Origin of the sequence: Prochlorococcus marinus CUG1433 (assembly GCA_017644425.1) — a bacterium.
In the GTDB taxonomy this organism is placed as follows: Bacteria; Cyanobacteriota; Cyanobacteriia; order PCC-6307; family Cyanobiaceae; genus Prochlorococcus_A; species Prochlorococcus_A marinus_U.
The window spans coordinates 1-16,714 of sequence record JAEPLN010000001.1 but is presented as its reverse complement, the minus strand read 5'-3'; the positions used below and the strand labels follow the sequence as shown (position 1 = coordinate 16,714).

Annotated in this window: 28 protein-coding genes; 16 read left to right on the top strand and 12 right to left on the bottom strand. The window is 27.4% G+C overall.

Annotation, left to right across the window (positions count from 1 at the left end; translation table 11 throughout):
- From JJ842_00140 to JJ842_00130, 3 genes are all read left to right on the top strand, one after another.
- Entirely contained in the window at positions 1 to 396 is a 396-nt protein-coding gene (locus tag JJ842_00140) for a phosphoribosyltransferase (protein MBO6970321.1), read from the top strand.
- Complete coding sequence (locus tag JJ842_00135; protein ID MBO6970320.1) at positions 393 to 851, top strand: nucleoside 2-deoxyribosyltransferase; 459 nt, start codon at positions 393 to 395, stop codon at positions 849 to 851. Before JJ842_00140 ends, JJ842_00135 begins: the two co-directional genes overlap by 4 nt.
- Before the next feature lie 85 nt (positions 852 to 936).
- Entirely contained in the window at positions 937 to 1,113 is a 177-nt protein-coding gene (locus JJ842_00130; protein ID MBO6970319.1) for a 30S ribosomal protein S21, read from the top strand.
- Positions 1,114 to 1,181: 68 nt separating this feature from the next.
- Here JJ842_00130 and JJ842_00125 read toward each other — a convergent pair whose 3' ends face one another.
- Positions 1,182 to 1,517: a helix-hairpin-helix domain-containing protein gene (locus JJ842_00125; protein ID MBO6970318.1), complete on the bottom strand. Its 336-nt coding sequence runs from the start codon at positions 1,515 to 1,517 to the stop codon at positions 1,182 to 1,184.
- A 266-nt stretch (positions 1,518 to 1,783) separates the two neighbouring features.
- Between JJ842_00125 and JJ842_00120 the strand changes: the two genes are divergently transcribed.
- Positions 1,784 to 2,380, top strand: a complete 597-nt coding sequence (locus tag JJ842_00120) for an AAA family ATPase (GenBank protein ID MBO6970317.1) — start codon at positions 1,784 to 1,786, stop codon at positions 2,378 to 2,380.
- Here JJ842_00120 and JJ842_00115 read toward each other — a convergent pair.
- Genes JJ842_00115 through JJ842_00105 form a run of 3 tightly spaced genes read right to left on the bottom strand, consistent with a single transcriptional unit; the run spans position 2,369 to position 4,625 of the window.
- Positions 2,369 to 3,535: an NAD(P)-binding protein gene (locus tag JJ842_00115; GenBank protein MBO6970316.1), complete on the bottom strand. Its 1,167-nt coding sequence runs from the start codon at positions 3,533 to 3,535 to the stop codon at positions 2,369 to 2,371. The two genes, JJ842_00120 and JJ842_00115, sit on opposite strands and share 12 nt — an antisense overlap.
- Positions 3,536 to 3,555: 20 nt before the next feature.
- Complete coding sequence (locus tag JJ842_00110) at positions 3,556 to 4,359, bottom strand: hypothetical protein (protein ID MBO6970315.1); 804 nt, start codon at positions 4,357 to 4,359, stop codon at positions 3,556 to 3,558.
- 32 nt (positions 4,360 to 4,391) lie between these two features.
- A complete protein-coding gene (locus JJ842_00105; GenBank protein ID MBO6970314.1) occupies positions 4,392 to 4,625 on the bottom strand; it encodes a hypothetical protein in 234 nt (77 codons plus the stop codon).
- Between the two features lie 166 nt (positions 4,626 to 4,791).
- Here JJ842_00105 and JJ842_00100 point away from each other — a divergent pair, with 166 nt between their 5' ends.
- Entirely contained in the window at positions 4,792 to 5,196 is a 405-nt protein-coding gene (locus tag JJ842_00100) for a hypothetical protein (protein ID MBO6970313.1), read from the top strand.
- A 22-nt stretch (positions 5,197 to 5,218) separates the two neighbouring features.
- Here JJ842_00100 and JJ842_00095 read toward each other — a convergent pair whose 3' ends face one another.
- Entirely contained in the window at positions 5,219 to 5,899 is a 681-nt protein-coding gene (locus tag JJ842_00095; GenBank protein MBO6970312.1) for a peptidase E, read from the bottom strand.
- 20 nt (positions 5,900 to 5,919) lie between these two features.
- Between JJ842_00095 and JJ842_00090 the strand changes: the two genes are divergently transcribed.
- On the top strand, positions 5,920 to 6,390 hold the full coding sequence (locus JJ842_00090) for a GNAT family N-acetyltransferase (protein MBO6970311.1): 471 nt from the start codon (positions 5,920 to 5,922) through the stop codon (positions 6,388 to 6,390).
- Positions 6,391 to 6,530: 140 nt separating this feature from the next.
- Here JJ842_00090 and JJ842_00085 read toward each other — a convergent pair whose 3' ends face one another.
- On the bottom strand, positions 6,531 to 6,758 hold the full coding sequence (locus tag JJ842_00085; GenBank protein MBO6970310.1) for a hypothetical protein: 228 nt from the start codon (positions 6,756 to 6,758) through the stop codon (positions 6,531 to 6,533).
- A 73-nt stretch (positions 6,759 to 6,831) separates the two neighbouring features.
- Here JJ842_00085 and JJ842_00080 point away from each other — a divergent pair, with 73 nt between their 5' ends.
- Entirely contained in the window at positions 6,832 to 6,981 is a 150-nt protein-coding gene (locus tag JJ842_00080) for a hypothetical protein (protein ID MBO6970309.1), read from the top strand.
- Between the two features lie 92 nt (positions 6,982 to 7,073).
- Positions 7,074 to 7,391 (top strand): DUF3303 domain-containing protein, encoded by a 318-nt coding sequence (locus JJ842_00075; protein MBO6970308.1) that lies wholly within the window; start codon positions 7,074 to 7,076, stop codon positions 7,389 to 7,391.
- Positions 7,392 to 7,812: 421 nt separating this feature from the next.
- On the opposite strand, the gene JJ842_00070 is transcribed toward JJ842_00075, so the two are convergent.
- Both JJ842_00070 and JJ842_00065 read right to left on the bottom strand, forming a co-directional pair.
- On the bottom strand, positions 7,813 to 8,082 hold the full coding sequence (locus JJ842_00070) for a hypothetical protein (protein MBO6970307.1): 270 nt from the start codon (positions 8,080 to 8,082) through the stop codon (positions 7,813 to 7,815).
- A 105-nt stretch (positions 8,083 to 8,187) separates the two neighbouring features.
- Positions 8,188 to 8,394, bottom strand: coding sequence for a hypothetical protein (locus tag JJ842_00065; protein ID MBO6970306.1), 207 nt, complete (start codon positions 8,392 to 8,394; stop codon positions 8,188 to 8,190).
- A 132-nt stretch (positions 8,395 to 8,526) separates the two neighbouring features.
- On the opposite strand from JJ842_00065, the gene JJ842_00060 reads away from it, so the two are divergent.
- The 7 genes from JJ842_00060 (at position 8,527) to JJ842_00030 (ending at position 13,985) form a co-directional block, all read left to right on the top strand.
- Positions 8,527 to 8,907, top strand: a complete 381-nt coding sequence (locus tag JJ842_00060; protein ID MBO6970305.1) for a DUF393 domain-containing protein — start codon at positions 8,527 to 8,529, stop codon at positions 8,905 to 8,907.
- Positions 8,908 to 9,014: 107 nt separating this feature from the next.
- Entirely contained in the window at positions 9,015 to 9,200 is a 186-nt protein-coding gene (locus tag JJ842_00055; protein MBO6970304.1) for a hypothetical protein, read from the top strand.
- Positions 9,201 to 9,245: 45 nt separating this feature from the next.
- Positions 9,246 to 9,548 carry a hypothetical protein gene (locus tag JJ842_00050; GenBank protein MBO6970303.1) on the top strand — a complete coding sequence of 101 codons (303 nt, stop codon included), beginning with the start codon at positions 9,246 to 9,248 and terminating at the stop codon, positions 9,546 to 9,548.
- A 65-nt stretch (positions 9,549 to 9,613) separates the two neighbouring features.
- Positions 9,614 to 10,330, top strand: coding sequence for an MBL fold metallo-hydrolase (locus tag JJ842_00045; protein ID MBO6970302.1), 717 nt, complete (start codon positions 9,614 to 9,616; stop codon positions 10,328 to 10,330).
- Between the two features lie 154 nt (positions 10,331 to 10,484).
- The gene (locus tag JJ842_00040) at positions 10,485 to 10,751 is read left to right on the top strand and encodes a hypothetical protein (GenBank protein ID MBO6970301.1); all 267 of its coding nucleotides are present in this window, start codon (positions 10,485 to 10,487) and stop codon (positions 10,749 to 10,751) included.
- Positions 10,752 to 10,816: 65 nt separating this feature from the next.
- Positions 10,817 to 13,423, top strand: coding sequence for an aminopeptidase N (gene pepN / locus JJ842_00035; protein MBO6970300.1), 2,607 nt, complete (start codon positions 10,817 to 10,819; stop codon positions 13,421 to 13,423).
- A gap of 400 nt (positions 13,424 to 13,823) precedes the next feature.
- Positions 13,824 to 13,985, top strand: coding sequence for a photosystem II reaction centre N prot (locus JJ842_00030; protein MBO6970299.1), 162 nt, complete (start codon positions 13,824 to 13,826; stop codon positions 13,983 to 13,985).
- Positions 13,986 to 13,999: 14 nt separating this feature from the next.
- On the opposite strand, the gene JJ842_00025 is transcribed toward JJ842_00030, so the two are convergent.
- The 3 genes from JJ842_00025 to JJ842_00015 form a co-directional block, all read right to left on the bottom strand.
- Complete coding sequence (locus JJ842_00025) at positions 14,000 to 14,200, bottom strand: hypothetical protein (GenBank protein MBO6970298.1); 201 nt, start codon at positions 14,198 to 14,200, stop codon at positions 14,000 to 14,002.
- A 93-nt stretch (positions 14,201 to 14,293) separates the two neighbouring features.
- On the bottom strand, positions 14,294 to 15,469 hold the full coding sequence (gene purT, locus JJ842_00020; protein MBO6970297.1) for a formate-dependent phosphoribosylglycinamide formyltransferase: 1,176 nt from the start codon (positions 15,467 to 15,469) through the stop codon (positions 14,294 to 14,296).
- An 11-nt stretch (positions 15,470 to 15,480) separates the two neighbouring features.
- Complete coding sequence (locus JJ842_00015) at positions 15,481 to 15,723, bottom strand: lectin subunit alpha (protein MBO6970296.1); 243 nt, start codon at positions 15,721 to 15,723, stop codon at positions 15,481 to 15,483.
- Between the two features lie 147 nt (positions 15,724 to 15,870).
- Between JJ842_00015 and JJ842_00010 the strand changes: the two genes are divergently transcribed.
- Positions 15,871 to 16,350 (top strand): glutathione peroxidase, encoded by a 480-nt coding sequence (locus tag JJ842_00010; protein ID MBO6970295.1) that lies wholly within the window; start codon positions 15,871 to 15,873, stop codon positions 16,348 to 16,350.
- Between the two features lie 128 nt (positions 16,351 to 16,478).
- Here the strand turns inward: JJ842_00010 and JJ842_00005 are convergent.
- Positions 16,479 to 16,714 (bottom strand): hypothetical protein (locus tag JJ842_00005; GenBank protein MBO6970294.1); only part of this gene is annotated, 236 nt, incomplete at its 5' end.

Genomic DNA, 16,714 nt, shown 5'->3' with positions numbered 1-16,714 from the left:
ATGATAAGTTATTTTACTTGGAGCGAATTTGATAAGAGCGTAGAACAAATCGCTAATAAATGTAGGCTTAAGGAATTTTCTGGAATATATGGAGTTCCTCGTGGTGGATTATGTCTTGCTGTAGCACTAAGCCATAAATTAAAAATTGATTTAATTTCTGAACCAATAAAGAATTCACTAATAGTAGATGATGTTTATGAAACAGGTATTACATTGACGACCTTCAAAAATATTGAAGGGGCTATGTTTTTTGTATTATTTAGTAAAGTCAAACCTAAATGGTGGAATACAGTACATGTAACAAAAAAAAATCAATGGATTGTTTTCCCTTGGGAAAATACTTTAAATTCAAAAAATGACCGCCAAGAGTACATCAAAAAAAGAGGTTTAAGTTGAGAAAGAAATTATATTTGGCTAATCCATATGGATTTTCAAAACAAACTAAAACCCTCCTACATGAATTTATTCAAATCTTCAATGATTTAAATGTAGAAGTATTTGAACCTTTTGAGAGAGCAAAAACATTAATACAAAAAGAAAGTGAGTGGGCATATCAGGTTGCAAGAAGTAATTTCCTTGATTTAAAAGAATGTGATTGTATTTTTGCGATTGTTAATGGAAATCCACCAGATGAAGGGGTAATGATTGAATTAGGTATCGCAATTGCTTTAAAAAAGGAAATCTTTTTATTCAGGGATGACTTTAGAAATTGTGCTGATAGCAATCAATACCCATTAAACCTAATGTTATTTCTTGGACTGCCTAAAGATAATTGGGAAAAATATTATTTTGAATCATTAAAAGATATAAAAAGTAATAAAAAAAGATTTGTGGAGTGGGCTAAAAATTAGCCAAATAGACCGTCAATACCCAAGAAGAAGTTTTAAGTTTAAATAAATCTTATGAAGTGCTAGAATATATTTTATTTAGAAAATTTTGACACAGGTTACAGTAGGAGAAAACGAGGGAATTGAATCTGCCCTAAGAAGATTTAAGAGACAAGTATCTAAATCTGGAATCTTTGCAGATTTAAAAAGACTTAGACATCATGAAACCCCTATCGAAAAATACAAAAGAAAATTGCAACAAAGAAGAAAAGCAAGAAGAAGATAATTTCCTAGAACTTTAAAATTTTTTGTGAATTTTTAATATTATTAATTTCTATAGAGGTAAAATTTATACTATTTAAGCTTTTTTAGCTTCTTAACAAGATTTATTCCAACTCCTGACACGGCAAGAAGATCTTTTTCATCAGCAGCGATTACTGCCTTTGTTGTTTTAAATCCAGCCTCATACAAAGCTTTTGCGCTTTTTGCTCCAACACCTGGAAGTGTAGACAAAGTTTCAATATTTTTCTTAGAATTTACTGCTTTGTTTTTTGTTTTTGTTTTTGTTTTTGTTTTTGTTTTTGTTTTTGCAGACTTTGCTGCTTTTTTTTCTTTCTTTAAAGGAGTTTCAGGAGTTACTGCACTTTTAAATAAAATTGATTTTAGTTTGCTGAGAAATTTAGAAATCATTGCAATATATAAGTAATAAAATTAGTTGTTCAATTTAATATTATCAAATTCCAGAGGAATAAATAACAAGACAATGACTAATTGAATAGAAATAATTTATTTACAATTATATAAAGACACACATTTAATATTTATGCAAGCTTACGATCAAATGCAAGGTATTCTAAATTATTTTAAAGGCTAAAAAAAGATAGTATGTATATTCAAAATTTAAAGGTATTTATTAATAGTAAAGTTAAAATCTTATTAAAGAACAGATCATCAAAATGAAGCTTATTTTTATAAGTGGACCTTCCGGAAGCGGGAAAACAACTTTATCAAATCAAATAATAAAAAAAAATAAAAATGGAATTGTGTTAAGTACTGACAACTACTATAAGACAGGGTTAATAAGTAAATTACTACCAAAATTTGTAGAAGGTTTTTTTGATAGAAGTATTAGTTTCAATAACAAACTATTCAAAAAAGATTTTGATTTTATTTATAAGAATGGGATTTCAATCTGTGATCGTTCTTATAATTTCGAAAAGAAAACAATTCAAAATATCTTAAACGAAACAAATAATATTAATTTTTTAATTGTTGAGGGTATATTTGCTAGAGAATTCTCAAACACTTTAAATAATAATGATTATATTTTTTTAGAAATAAAAATTAAAAAAAATGAGTGCATGAAAAGAGTTGTTCAAAGAGATTTAAAAGAAAGGGGGAAGGATAAAAAACAAGCTGAGAATGATTTCTTAAAATCATGGAACATTTATTATGAAAAATTCAAACCTAATAGCATAAAAAATAATGCAAATAAATTTATTATTGAAAAAAACACCGATCTAGATCACATTCTGAAAAAATTATTTAATTAAGTCTTTAATTTTTTTCTCTAATATTAGAGCACTTAAAATTGAGCCTTCAATTCTGCCAAATCCATCGCCTTCAAACCAGTCTCCGCAGAATCCAATTCTATATTTTTTACTAAATTGTAAAGATAATGGTACGGCAAGGCCAGAAGGCTGTGAAGCTCTCCATTTCATAATAGATATTTTTTCATCAAAAGTTAATTTATGAACTACCGAATTCTCTTCAAAAAGTTTATTGAAATTTATAATTATTTTCTTTTTAAAAACTTCTTTATCTTTAGCTCTCATATAAGAATTGATCAACTCTGCGTTTTTTGAATGTATTACAATTCCTAATTTATTATTATCTTGCAACTGAAAAATGATTCTTTCGAATCTATATTTTTTTTCTAAATTATTTTTTAAATAAAAATACCTTTGTTTTTTAGAATAATAATCTTTATAACTATAATTTTCATTTGTATAAATTAAAAAAGTTAACCTGGGAATAAATGTTTGTTCTTCTAAGCAATTTAATAGTAAATCTATTTTTTTATCATTATTAATTGGAATAGCTTTTCTTAATGGAATTTGATTGACGTTTAATATTTGTAAAGACCTCTTATGCAACAACAAATTAGTGGAACAAATTAGATATTTAGACTTAAATTTGTCGCCATTGTTTGATGTTAGTAACCATTCCTTATTATTGAACTTCATATCAACTATTGAAGTTTCAAAGAAATAATCAATTTTCTCTTTTAAATTATTTGACTCAATTATCTTTTTCGATAATTCACCCATGGAATCTAAAGATAGATAATTAACACCGCAAGAAAATTCAGATAGTTTTTTGATTTCTGAATTAGAATCTTCATTTAGAAAAAATATTTCTGATTCGTCAATTTTTATATACTTATTTTCCAATAATTCATCAATATATCTTTTTAATAGAAGATTATTTTTACTGTTAGATATATTAAAATTAGGAGAACCATGGTTTAGTTTCCATCCTTTATATTTTTTGCTTATTCTTGTACTTGACCTCCCTCCAAGACCACGACCAATTTCAATTAATCCAATTTTTTTTGTAACATTATTTTTCATATACTTCGAAGCGAAAACACTCGCTGATATACCTCCACCTATTATTAATAAGTCATAAGTAACATCACTTTTCATAAGTTTAATATTGACATAAATTATCTTTCATTTTCTAAAAAACTATAAACAGAATCAAGTTTCTCTGATGATGAAAAATCAGATTCAATTATAGGAGTAATATTATTATTTTTATAAAAACTAACTAAATGACTTGTAAAATCAAAAAAATTATCTAATGCAAACAAACACTTTTCTGATATATATACCTCTTTCCAAGGACGAAATTTAAAACGCGCTATAAATTGTTTAGAAGGAATAAATAAACTTCCAAATAGATTTAATCTTTCATCTTTTGCTATTTTCTTGAGATAATTCAACTCACTCTGAAGAACTTTAATATCTGTGCCATATTGAAACCAAATTGAATTTATTAATCCAGTCGAAATTTTTCTTTCGAACCTTTCTCTTTCTGAAGAAACATTATAATATTTTTTCAAATATGGATTGTAAGCTATGCCTAATTTAACTTTTAAATTTTTTTCTTTTTTTAAATTAGCTAATACATCAACTGAGTCAAAATTTTTTTTCTTAATTGATCCGGATACAAGCAGAATTTCATAATTTTTATTAGTCTGAGAACTTTTAACAAAATCTAAAAAATCTTGATACGATTTTTCTTTATTTTTTGAATATTGATGATAAAGACTATAGTGATAAGTCACATTAAATTCTCTATATTCTTTAGATATATATTTAATAGTTGAATTAAATAAATCCTTCTTTATGAGTCCTTTACATGGAATATTGATATTTTTTATATTATTTAATTTACAGAAATTAAGTTTATTGTCTAACTGAGAAATATTTTTAAATGATAATTCAAATCTTATATTATCGTTCATTATTTAGTAGTTATATTTAATCACTAAACATATTAACGAAAACACGCATCTGCTACGATTCTTATTTTTGAAGTCGACTTTTTATTTTTAGCCTTTAGAAAATAACTGGGGGAAATCTCTAATACAGCTTTTAGAGAAATTTTATCTTCTGCAGATTTTGCAATAATTTGATTAAAACATTTCCAATTTTCTGGCATTACTAAACCTGGCCATGATAAATAAAGACCTACAAAAATCCCGAAAAATAAAAATAAAAAAAACCTCATAACAAAAAAAATATTTAATTTTACAAATTAAATAAAAATAATAGTCCAATTATATTGGAAAATAATTAATAAATTATTTCCTTTCGTCTTATCAAAGATATTTAATCCATGAAGGATTTTCATGAACTCGAGAGGTTAGAATAACAAAAAAGTATTATTTTAGAATATGGCCAGTCAAGATTATCTAATTGCAATAGCATTAATAGAGCAAAACTTGGTTAGAGCAATGCCTCTTGGAGGAAAAGAGGTTAAAGATAGTTTAGACAATCCAGAAAATTTTAAACAACTTGGAGAAGAAGTTGTTTTAAATCTTCTGCTTAGAGTTTTTCAAAGGAGTGATGAAGGTGCATTGAAAAGGGTCTCTGAAGATAAAGGGTTACTTTTAGTTCATATGCATCCTAAAAGGATGCAGAAGGAGCTTCCGTTTATCAAATCTGAATGGATAAGAGACGGAGATACACAACAATTCTTAAAATATCTTGGCAATCTTTCTAAAGAAGTATGGACAGCTTCATTTATAAAGTACAAAGGTATTGAATTTACTTCTATCTCAAAAAATGAAGATATCTAAAATATATTTAAAATAAAGCTTTTTAAAGGATTTCTTTCTTTAAATTATTATTTTCTTTATTGACTCTAAAACATTTTTTACCTTTACCAAAATCTATCGAGGAATATTGAAAATCATTTTTGATATGCAAGGCACAATTACCCTCAATACAGATACAAGATTTAATAATTTCTCTATTTATAACATCATTAACATAAGGTTCCCTCTCTTTTTCTTCATCAAAATGCGGGCAGGCAATGCCTTCAACTATTCCTAAGCAATCAATTATGGCTAATTTTTCAGCATAAGAATCTGTTATTCCTTTATCAAACCAACAAATAGCACCGGCACTTACACCACTCATTACAATTCCTTTTTCATAAGCATTTCGCAAAATTTTATGTAAATTCCATTCTTTCCAAACAGCTAACATACTTTTTGTATTTCCTCCGCCAACATAAATAATGTCTTGAGTTAAAACTTTATCTTCTAAGTTTTCTGTTCTAGAGAAGAAATCAATATGACTTGTTATACAATCAAGTTTAGAAAACGCTCTATAAAAATTTAGTTTGTACAAACTACTATCCCCAGAAGCTGTTGGAATAAAGCAAATTTTAGGTCTATTTTTATTACTTAAAGAAACTATATATTTTTCAATTTCAAGAGAGCCTAATGAACGTCCAAACCCTCCTCCCCCAATTGCGACTATATTTTTACTAAGCATATTGAATAATGGATTTTTATATGAATTTAAGACAAATTACCATTAAAGATCAACTGGAATTAAAGAAGGTTTATTTTGATTCAATTCAATCTTTAGATGAAAAAATTTATAGTCAAGATCAAAAAAGAGCCTGGTCAAGCCAAGCTTGGAATAACCCAAATTTTGATAAGTCAATAATTAAAGGAAAAGGATGGCTTATAAGTAAACATGGAATTACTATTGCTTTTGCCACAAGACATCCCTCCGATAGAATTGCGCTATTTTACTGTAAAGGTAAATTCCAAAGAAAAGGCTACGGCTCTAAGTTACTCCATAAATTAGAAGATGAAGCAAAGAAAGAAGGTTTAGACTCTCTTTATACTGAAGCAAGCTTAATAAGTTATGAATTATTTCTTAAAAATGAATGGAAAATTATACGTAAAGAAAAAGTTAATATAAATAACATTTTTTTTGAAAGATATAAAATGACTAAAATTATAAAAATTAATTAATTAATAATGTCTGGCAAAAGCAAGGGATTTGTTCTGATTCAAAGGGTGCTAATTTGGGTGTTATACCTTTTTTCAGGATTTATACTTTATTCAAACCAAGGTATTTTGCCTTCATTGATAATTAATTTCTCAAGAATTATTTATCCATTATCTATTTTTTGGTTACAAATAAGAATTAAAAAAAGAACCAATTTTCTGCCTATTGATTCAAAAATGACAACTTCGCAATTGTGGTTCAATTTATTACCCGTTTTTGCATCTCTATTAACTGTAATTTTTTCTTTAACTAATTTTTTCTTATATATCCTAGAAAAATTAATTAACTCATAAATAAATTTTTTCCTAATTGCATTAGAAATTTCTTTCATAAAAAACATAATGTAAAGAAATTTGCCCTTTACGTATATTTGTTTAAATTTTAAATAGTGATCAACTATTTCCATGAAAAATATTTCATTAAAGGGGAATATTAATTTTGATAAAAAAAAAGATATAAATGATTATGAATTATTCTCTTTGAAAATAACAGATAGTTTATATAAAAAAGATATTGGAAAATTCCTTGAGACTCTCTCTTCTCACTTTATTTAGGAAAATATTCTTTTTCTGATCTTCAAATTCAAACAGTCCCATTAATAAATAAGTATTTGAGGGATAATGATTTAAACCTTAAGAATACTCCAATGCAATTATTTCTTGCTGACTGCCAATTCCCAGATATTGAGAATCAAGTGAAAGCTTATCAATTATTTGTAGAAGCTTGGGAAAACGGTGAAATTGCAAAATCAGATAAAACAGATAAATTTGAGATGTTATTTAGAGTTCATGCTCCAGGGGAGGGTAGAGTAGTTTGCTTATGTAAGGCAGAGAGCGATAAAGAGATTTTCGAGCATTTTGCTCCATGGAGAGCCAAATTTGGCATCCATATGGAATTTACACCTGTAATAAGTTGTCAAAATGTTGTTGATTACCATAAAGATTTGTTCAAAACTTTAGGGTAATTAGTTTAAATCTAGAATTTATCGTGATTAAACCTTTTTCCAATCTTATTTATAAAAAAAAAGATAGAAATTTTTCTTCTTCTAAAAATAAGCTTAACAAAGAAGAAAACGTCAAATCTAAACCATTAATAATATTTGGTTTTATCATCTCATTAACTTCCATCTTTTTACTTTTGTATACCATTAATAATAAATTTGGATGATATATAAGTAATTTAAACTATTACCTGGGAACAAATATGTTCTATTATTAGTTTAAAAATAACTAACTAAATGGCGTTTAACGAAGGGGGTATGGCATCGGGCCTTCTAATCATCGCAGTATCAATAGTTTTTGCTGCCGGTTTTGGATTTTTAGTCTTGCATTTTGTACCTGGAACTCCATTTTAGGTTATCCAAGTGAAATTCATTACAAAAGATCTTAGACGTTAACAGTTTCTAAATCCTGCATTTGATTATCATCAGAATTAGATTTCTTCTTTAATCGATAAGCATAAACTAAAGATCCTAAAGCTATTGTACTAGAGGCAAAAATCCCCGATATGAGTATCAATGCAAAAAGACCTCCTATTAGCCCCCCTTTTAATCTAAGTAAATTTGATTTAATTAAAAGAATTGATAAAAAAACAATAGTAGCCTTAAGAGAAGAGATTTTCAAAAAAGTAAATGGATAAAAAGGATTTAACAACATTTCTTTGGCAGAATATAGATTAGGTTGATTCTAAAAATAAATTTAATAAACCGCAAAAAAAAAGACTCAAATGAGTCTTTTAAAATCTATATTAAATATGGTGATTTATGCATCAGGGTCAAAATTCTTTAGGTTTGGACCCGCCACTAGACCAACAAGACCAAAAAGGACTAAAGAACCAATTCCAAAGCCTGCTGCCCATGGATTGAAACCACCTAAAGCAAAAGAAGCTAATAAATTCATGATTTTAAAACATAATATCTCCGAGTTAGCATACAGATTTTTATGAAAAATATATCTATATTGAGACATTTCTTCGTAATTATTAGAACCGTTTAACTATTCCATCATAAAAAATCCACAAAATTTTTATTATTTGTTTTATTATCAATGCGTTACTATTTTGTTGACGCACTTTAAGACCATCAAAACTGTTTTTTTCAAATGACTTCCAACTATACCTTTATTTATGATGGAGAATGCCCGTTCTGCAATCATTTTGCTGAGCTCCTTGAGATTAAAAGCAAGTTAAATAATATTAAAATTCTTGATGGTCGTAAAAATTTAACTCTAATTAAATCCCTCCTAGATAAAGGTTATGACCTAGATAAAGGAGCTATTCTCCTGAAAGATGAAAATATCTTTCATGGGGCAGACGCAATTAATACTATTTGCAAACAGATAAATAATCCCTCAAGTAGTTTACTTTTGTTACTTACTAGAGTGTTTAAATCAAATAAACGAACAAATTTGATATTTCCTTTACTAGTCAGAGCCAGAAGATTCGCATTGATATCAAAAGGTGTATCAATATCCCTGGTTTAAAAATAAAAACTTTCTAAATATTAAATAACATATTTATAAGCTTCTGTATCAATAAATGATAATTAATTATTTCTTAGCTAGAACTAAGTGGTAACAACAAATATTAAATGATAGAAAACTTCAATCCCTTTATTTCATTGGGCGGTGATAACCAAAAAGTTAATCATATGGCTGAAGCGGCACTTGAAATGAATTTAACTTGCAATGATTTAAAGAAGGATTTAAATTTAACTGATGGTGATGTAGTTGATATGTTGCAACTAGTCATGGATAGGTTTAAAAATAGTAATTAAGTAAATATCGTAATTAATTAATCACTATATATCTATTATTTTTTAATGAAAACAGTACAAATTGAGTTTTCGAAATATGAATCAGTTAACTTTTTATGGCCTGAATTAATAGAAGATTACGGATTTGATAAAGCAAGAAAAATAGTTTCTCAAGCTATAGACTTACAAAAAATGAATGGGACTAAAAATAGCACCATGCCAATCATATTTTCAGGAACAGGAGGACTAGCTCTAATACCAATACGAATGCTAGAAAAAGAAAACTTTGAGATTAGTTATAAAGATAATCAAGTTTTAATATTTAATCTAAAAAGAAAGTCATTTCAAATCTTAAATGAAGCAAACTAATCTAAATTTGTAATTTCTCGATAAAGCCAAAATTACCCTATAGTCGAATAAATAATAAATTAATAATGACTTTTGAAGCGACCTACCTTGGTTCAAATGGTTGGCTAATAAAATTTAAAAAAACGAATTTAATAATAGATCCTTGGCTCAAAGGAGATTTAATATTTCCTCCAGGTGAGTGGTTTTTTAAAGGATCACTAGAAGAAGAAATTTCAATAGATAAAAAAATAGATATTATTTTGTTAACCCAAGGATTACCTGACCATTGTCATGTTCCAACATTAGAAATGTTCAGCAAGGATATTCCTATAATTTGCCCTAAAAGTGCTGTTGAAACATTAAAAAAAATTGGTTTTAGTTCAATTAAAGTGCTTAAGCCAACTGAAAAGACAAATTATTTTAATTTAAATTTTGAGGCTACTGCTGGGGCTCCAGTACCACAAATAGAAAACGGATATATTGTTAAAGATGATCAAGATAATGGTTTTTATATAGAACCCCATGGTTACCTTGATGAAAATTTAAACAAGCAAAGTCTTGATGCAGTCATTACTCCTACAAAAAATTTAGAATTACCCCTAGTAGGTCCTTTTGTAAAAGGTGCTGATGTAATCCCAAAATTGATTAAAAAATTCAATCCAAAATATATACTTTCAAGTACCATAGGGGGAGATGCAAAATATTCAGGTTTATTAAATAATTTTATTTCAGTTCAGGATTATGAAGAGGAATTAAATTGTAATCTTGTAGATCTAAAGAGTATGCAATCTATTATGATTTAATCGATCTAGAAAGATCCTTAATTAAGTCACTTAGCTTGAAATTAAATTTTTTATAATAAGGAGTTAAAAAATTCATTCATTTTTAATTACTTCATTACTTTTATTAGCTTTAAATAGTAGCTATATATGTGAGAATTCAAAGCTTGATCTTGTTATGAGAAATAATATTAATGGTGACTTTTCCCTAGTAGAAAAGATATCTGAGTTAAAGCCAGGCGCATTTATAAATATTAATTGGAATAAAAAAAAGCTTATGCTTCCATACTCTCTAAGGAAAGATTATATTTCCTTTACAGATAAAAAATGGGACTGGAGGTACCAATTTAATAATGACGGATCGCTTGATGTTAATAATCCTTCATTATACGAACTACTTCCTTCTGGAGAAGTTAAAACGCATTTTTGTCAATCAGAAGATTAAAGTTCTAACTTATAATTTTAAAAAAAGTATTCTAGATTATTTGACCTCTGAACTTCTTTGTAAAGATGAACAACCCAAAAAACCAAAAGAGCATTTCACGATATGTAAAACTTGAAGAATACAAAGTATTTGATTATGAAATTCCAGAAACATTTTTGGACTTCGTAATTAAAAAAAATGCTGTTAATGTTACGACGAAACTAAAATTGGTTAAGAAAAATAAAAATACCAAAAAACTGATTCTTGATGGTACGGACATATTATTAAAAAAAATATTTATAGATGACTCACTATTAGAAGAGGAATACTACGAACAGAAAGAAAATAACTTAGAAATAAAAAATATAAATAAAGATTATTTTTTATTAAAAATAGAAGGAATAATTAAACCAAAGGAAAATATATCACTTCTAGGAATGTATGAAAGCAATGGAATTATAACTACGCAATGTGAGGCAGAGGGATTTAGAAGAATAAGTTTTCACTCTGATAGGCCTGATATTCTTAGCAAATACACCGTGAGAATTGAAGCAGACAAGAATGATTATCCTGTTTTACTTTCAAATGGTAACGTCATAAAAGAGAATAATCTTACAAACAATCGACATGAAATAATTTGGGAAGACCCATATCCTAAACCCTCATATCTATTTGCATTGGTAGCGGGGAAACTTAATTGTGTTAAAGACAATTTCATAACAAAATCGAATAAAAAAGTAAAAATAAATATTTATGTTGAGTATGGCGATGAAAAATTTGTTCAACATGCGATAAGTTCCTTACAGAAATCCATGAGATGGGAAGAGGACAAATATAACCTTGAATACGATTTGTCATTATTCAATATAGTTGCAGTCAGGCACTTTAATATGGGAGCAATGGAAAATAAAAGTCTCAATATTTTCAACTCAAAACTAATACTCGCTAATTCTGAAACAACCACTGATGATGAATTAGAAAGAATAGAGGGTGTGATCGCCCATGAATACTTCCATAATTGGACGGGTAATAGAGTGACTTGTAGGGATTGGTTTCAATTATCTTTAAAAGAGGGTTTAACAGTATTCAGAGATCAACAATTTACTGCAGATCTTCATAATCATGAAATCAAGAGACTTGAGGATGCAAAATTTCTTAGAAGAAATCAATTTAGAGAGGATTCAGGTCCAACTTCTCATCCTGTAATGCCTGAAAAATATAAAGAAATTGACAATTTCTATACCACCACGATATACGAAAAAGGATCAGAAATAATTAGAATGCTTAACAAGCTTGTTAAAGATGAAAATTTCTATAAAGGATTTAGTAATTACATCTCAACATATGATGGAAAGGCTGCAACAATTGACCAATTTGTCGATAAAATTTTAGAACATAATAAAGAAATCGATCCTAAAGAATTTAAAATCTGGTATAAGCAAAATGGCACACCAAAAGTTAAATTCAAGAGAATCTGGGATCAAACAAACGAAAAACTTACAATTCAAGCCTCTCAAAGTAATCCATTGAAGAAAAACCCATATAATGATTTACCTCTAATAATTCCCATAAATCTAGCTATATTTTGCGGTGAAAATAAAAAAATAGAAAAAACAGTTGTTTTAAAAACAAAAAAACAAGAATTTATTTTTAGGAATGTAAAATCTCAACTCAAAATTCCTTTAGTAACTTATTTTCGCGAATTCTCAGCACCTGTTGAGTGGGAATCAGACACTTCCTTGGATGAAAAATTTTCAATCTTAAAATATGAAAAAGATTTTTTTATACTATCTAATACAGTAAAAGTATTTTATAAAAAAATCATTTTATGCAGATTAGATAAGAAACCAGATCATGAAATTGAAAATAAATTAATAAGCACGTTAATTTCATTTATAAAAAATAAAGATATAAATTTATCTCTTTTATCAGAATTACTAAGTATTCCAACATTTGCTGAAATTGAATCAGAGATGGAAAATATAGACCCTCTAAAAATTTATAAAACTATTGACGAACTAAATTATTTATTCGGTACCAAATTAAAAAAAGAATTATATTTTAAGCTCCAAGAAATAGAGAAGAATTTAGATAAAGTTTGGCCAGAAGGTAAAAATGAAAGAAAACTAATCGAAACTATTTGGAAACTACTCTTACACAGTAATGATGAGGAAATTAAAAGCAAAATAATTAATTATATCGATAGTAATTCGATGACGCTTGCAAAAGCTGCATTGAATTCTTTCAGTAGGATTAATTGTCCTGAAAGAGAAATTATTTCAAATATATTTTTCAATAAATGGAAAAATAATAGTGTCGTATTGGATAGTTGGTTCTCATTTAATGCATCAATAGAAATTGATGAAAAAACAGGGAGCATTGAAAAATTATTTGAAAATAAGCTTTTTGATTCAAAATCACCTAACACTTTAAGAGCTATATTAAATACTTTCGTAACAAGAAATAGTACTTTTCATGCAATGGATGGTTCTGGTTATAAATATATCGCAAAAAAGATTATTGACTTTGATAAATTAAATCCAATTGTAATTTCCCGTTTTGTGAAAGTATTTAGTAGATACAATTATTATTCGGACCCTTACAAAAGTAATATGAAAGAAACAATAAAGCAGATTAAAAAAAATAAACTATCAACAAATACAAAAGAAGTATTAGATGCAATTATAGATTGATTTATTAATGATATTTAAATAAATATAATAATAACAATTGTAAATATTAATAATAAAATTAATAAAAGATATTTGTTAACAACGATATGATCCAATGCCTTTTCATTATAATCTTTATTCCACTTTTTATTGACGTATTCCTTAGTTATAAATTTATTAGGTCTTCCACAATATAGACAAGTTGGAGAAGTTTTTAAAATTAAATTTTTACATTGCGGGCATTTTTTTTTTCCATAATCTAATCTTACTGAATAAAATTGAAATCAGTAACAAAACATAAAATAAGTAATTTAAATTAAAAATATTATATTTTGAATAATTAAATAGCATTGCAAAAACAAATTTGATTCAGACTATTTAAAAAAATTCAATATAATGAAAAATTATAATTTGCTTTGAAATGTTTGCTATCGCACTTGGGATGTCCCCTATCGAAAAAATCACTGTTGCAATATCTGCTTCAATTTTTATAATCGCTTTTACATGGGTCTCAATTAAGGGAGATTTAAGAAAACTTGCTAATGAACTAATTGAAGATAATGAAAATAATCAGGATAATTAAAAAAATCTTTTAACTTACTTTGCATGCAAACTAGGATAATCAATAATATGCCTAATTTCTTTTAGAGAAGAACCATAGATTTTTTCACCATTTAAGTGAACACCAATCCATTTTTCCTTTTGATTAAAAAAATTGCCATTAGAAGTATTCTTATCGAGATAGTCTTTGTTATCCCAATTTAAAGCTATATCCCAACCTTTATAATTTTCTATCATTGAGAAAGAGAGAACATATTTAAATAATACCCAGAGAAACTGAGAACAAAAACAAAGGAAATAAGTATTTTTTTCGTTATTTTTATTTAATATTTATTTAGTACTGACTTTTATTTTACGAGCAGCTTCATCTGCATTTTTTCTAGCCAAATTAATATCAGAATTTGATGAGAGCACAACACCCATTCTTCTACCTTTTCTGGAGACTGGCTTGCCAAATATAAGCACTTTTGTCTTTTCAACTACTAATGCTTCATTAATACCCTCATAAATAGGATTCATATATTCTTGGTTAGAAAGTATAACTCTGGTTGCAGAGGGTTCTATTAAATCTATATAAGGTATTGGTAAATTTAAAAACGCCCTTAAATGTAATTCAAATTCGTTTATATTCTGACTAACTAATGTGACCATACCCGTGTCATGAGGTCTTGGAGATAATTCTGAAAATATAACCTCATCTCCTCTTATAAAAAACTCTACCCCGTACAATCCAGCCCCATTTAGGTTATTTAATATTTTAGTTGTGATTCTCTTAGCCTCAATCATTAAAGACTCATTGATCTCTATAGGTTGCCAACTGCATTGATAGTCACCATCAGATTGAATATGTCCAATTGGTAAACAAAAAATATTTTCACCACTGTTTTTTCTTACGCTTAGAAGAGTAAACTCTGAATCAAAATTAATAAATTCTTCAATAATTACACCTTTAACATTTCCTCTAGAATTTGATTTTGCCTGTTTCCACGCATTATATAAATCATTTTTTGATTCAACCAAACTTTGTCCCTTACCTGAAGAGCTCATTAATGGCTTAAGTAAAAGTGGAAAACCAATTTCATCTGCTTTTTTTTCTAGATCATCAAATTCATAAATATAGTCAAACTTTGCAGTGTTTATTTTTAAGTCTTTAGAAGCTAAGTTTCTAATTTTGTCTCTATTCATTGTTATTTCTACAGTCCTTGCATTTGGTACAATCTTGAAACCTTCATCTTCTAATTCTTTTAATGCTTCAATTGAAAGTGCCTCTATTTCTGGCACAACATAGTCAGGCTTAAATTCTTTAATAACATCTTTTAAGATACTTTTATCCCTCATATCAATTACTTTTGAATAATCTGCGACTTGCATTGCAGGTGCATTCTTATATTTATCAATTGCAATTACCTCTAATCCTAATCTTTTGGCCTCTATTACTAATTCTTTTCCAAGCTCGCCACTACCTAGTAATAAAATTCTTTTTTTAGAAAATATTGAATCTGTCATAATTCTAAAAATTAGTCATCATCACCAGAAAGTTGCTTAGATGAATCATCTTTAATTTTCTTATCTTTAGAATAACTGAATAAAGATTTTTCACCAATCCAATTTTGTCTTCGCATACTATTAGTAATTGATCTTGAAATTGCTCCTAAAAAAAAGACTCCAATCATTGCCCAAACAATTCTTTCTAAAGCAATTGCAGGTGAAAAACCTTGACCGGAATAAATAATTTCAGTGAGTGGGTCTAAAGGGTCCAAATTTAAATTAACTAATATTATTAATTATAAAGTGTTAAAAAAATGAAAAATTAAAATTTACAAAAGAAATGGCTTAAAAACGATTGAATAATTTAGACACAAAAAATGCTATACAATGTTATCTTCAAGGGGTGATTTTTTTAAGACATGCAAGTAGACGTTCAAAATACTACCGTTCTTTCAGCAGATGGGTCATCTATAAAACTTGGTGAATACTCAGGGGAAGTAATTTTAGTGGTTAACGTAGCTAGTTATTGCGGGAATACTGCTCAGTATGAGGATCTTCAAAAGCTACATGATTTATATTCAAGAAAAGGCCTAAGAATACTTGCATTTCCATGTAATGATTTTGGAAAACAAGAACCAGACTCTCTTTCAGAAATAAAAGAATTTTGTTCCACAAAATATGGAGTTAAGTTTGAAATTTATGAAAAAGTTCACGCTAAAGGTAATACAACAGAGCCTTACACAACTCTTAACAAAGTTGAACCTGAAGGAGACGTTGAATGGAATTTTGAGAAATTTCTAATAGGAAAAGATAGTAAAGTAATTGCAAGATTTAAACCAGGTGTTAAACCATTTGACGAAAACTTGATAGCAGCTATTGAAGTAGCATTAGATTCATAAAATATTTTTTATAACTTTCACAAGATTATTAAATAAAGACGTTTTAAATTGAATTAAAGTAATGATATTTTGTTCCTAATAACTAACTTTTAGATTTCAACTCCGTTTGGTATTCTTTAATTTAAATCTCATTTATTATCAGAATTAACTTCTACGTCTAATATTTCATCTTTAGCTGCTCTTTTTTTTGGTTTAATTGATTTCACTTCTACGTCTAATATTTCATCTTTAGCTGCTCTTTTTTTTGGTTTAATTGATTTCACTTCTGCCTCTATTGATTCTTCTTTAACTTCAATTTCTTCTGGTTCAGATACTTTTACTTCTGCCTCTATTGATTCTTCTTTAACTTCAATTTCTTCTGGTT

Coding starts and splice junctions, on each gene's coding strand:
- JJ842_00140 (MBO6970321.1), top strand. CDS start 1: ATGATAAGTTATTTTACTTGGAGCGAATTTGATAAGAGCGTAGAACAA.
- JJ842_00125 (MBO6970318.1), bottom strand. CDS start 1,517: ATGATTTCTAAATTTCTCAGCAAACTAAAATCAATTTTATTTAAAAGT.
- JJ842_00120 (MBO6970317.1), top strand. CDS start 1,784: ATGAAGCTTATTTTTATAAGTGGACCTTCCGGAAGCGGGAAAACAACT.
- JJ842_00115 (MBO6970316.1), bottom strand. CDS start 3,535: ATGAAAAGTGATGTTACTTATGACTTATTAATAATAGGTGGAGGTATA.
- JJ842_00110 (MBO6970315.1), bottom strand. CDS start 4,359: ATGAACGATAATATAAGATTTGAATTATCATTTAAAAATATTTCTCAG.
- JJ842_00105 (MBO6970314.1), bottom strand. CDS start 4,625: ATGAGGTTTTTTTTATTTTTATTTTTCGGGATTTTTGTAGGTCTTTAT.
- JJ842_00100 (MBO6970313.1), top strand. CDS start 4,792: ATGGCCAGTCAAGATTATCTAATTGCAATAGCATTAATAGAGCAAAAC.
- JJ842_00095 (MBO6970312.1), bottom strand. CDS start 5,899: ATGCTTAGTAAAAATATAGTCGCAATTGGGGGAGGAGGGTTTGGACGT.
- JJ842_00090 (MBO6970311.1), top strand. CDS start 5,920: ATGAATTTAAGACAAATTACCATTAAAGATCAACTGGAATTAAAGAAG.
- JJ842_00085 (MBO6970310.1), bottom strand. CDS start 6,758: ATGAAAGAAATTTCTAATGCAATTAGGAAAAAATTTATTTATGAGTTA.
- JJ842_00080 (MBO6970309.1), top strand. CDS start 6,832: ATGAAAAATATTTCATTAAAGGGGAATATTAATTTTGATAAAAAAAAA.
- JJ842_00075 (MBO6970308.1), top strand. CDS start 7,074: ATGCAATTATTTCTTGCTGACTGCCAATTCCCAGATATTGAGAATCAA.
- JJ842_00070 (MBO6970307.1), bottom strand. CDS start 8,082: ATGTTGTTAAATCCTTTTTATCCATTTACTTTTTTGAAAATCTCTTCT.
- JJ842_00065 (MBO6970306.1), bottom strand. CDS start 8,394: ATGTCTCAATATAGATATATTTTTCATAAAAATCTGTATGCTAACTCG.
- JJ842_00060 (MBO6970305.1), top strand. CDS start 8,527: ATGACTTCCAACTATACCTTTATTTATGATGGAGAATGCCCGTTCTGC.
- JJ842_00055 (MBO6970304.1), top strand. CDS start 9,015: ATGATAGAAAACTTCAATCCCTTTATTTCATTGGGCGGTGATAACCAA.
- JJ842_00050 (MBO6970303.1), top strand. CDS start 9,246: ATGAAAACAGTACAAATTGAGTTTTCGAAATATGAATCAGTTAACTTT.
- JJ842_00045 (MBO6970302.1), top strand. CDS start 9,614: ATGACTTTTGAAGCGACCTACCTTGGTTCAAATGGTTGGCTAATAAAA.
- JJ842_00040 (MBO6970301.1), top strand. CDS start 10,485: ATGAGAAATAATATTAATGGTGACTTTTCCCTAGTAGAAAAGATATCT.
- pepN (MBO6970300.1), top strand. CDS start 10,817: ATGAACAACCCAAAAAACCAAAAGAGCATTTCACGATATGTAAAACTT.
- JJ842_00030 (MBO6970299.1), top strand. CDS start 13,824: ATGTTTGCTATCGCACTTGGGATGTCCCCTATCGAAAAAATCACTGTT.
- JJ842_00025 (MBO6970298.1), bottom strand. CDS start 14,200: ATGATAGAAAATTATAAAGGTTGGGATATAGCTTTAAATTGGGATAAC.
- purT (MBO6970297.1), bottom strand. CDS start 15,469: ATGACAGATTCAATATTTTCTAAAAAAAGAATTTTATTACTAGGTAGT.
- JJ842_00010 (MBO6970295.1), top strand. CDS start 15,871: ATGCAAGTAGACGTTCAAAATACTACCGTTCTTTCAGCAGATGGGTCA.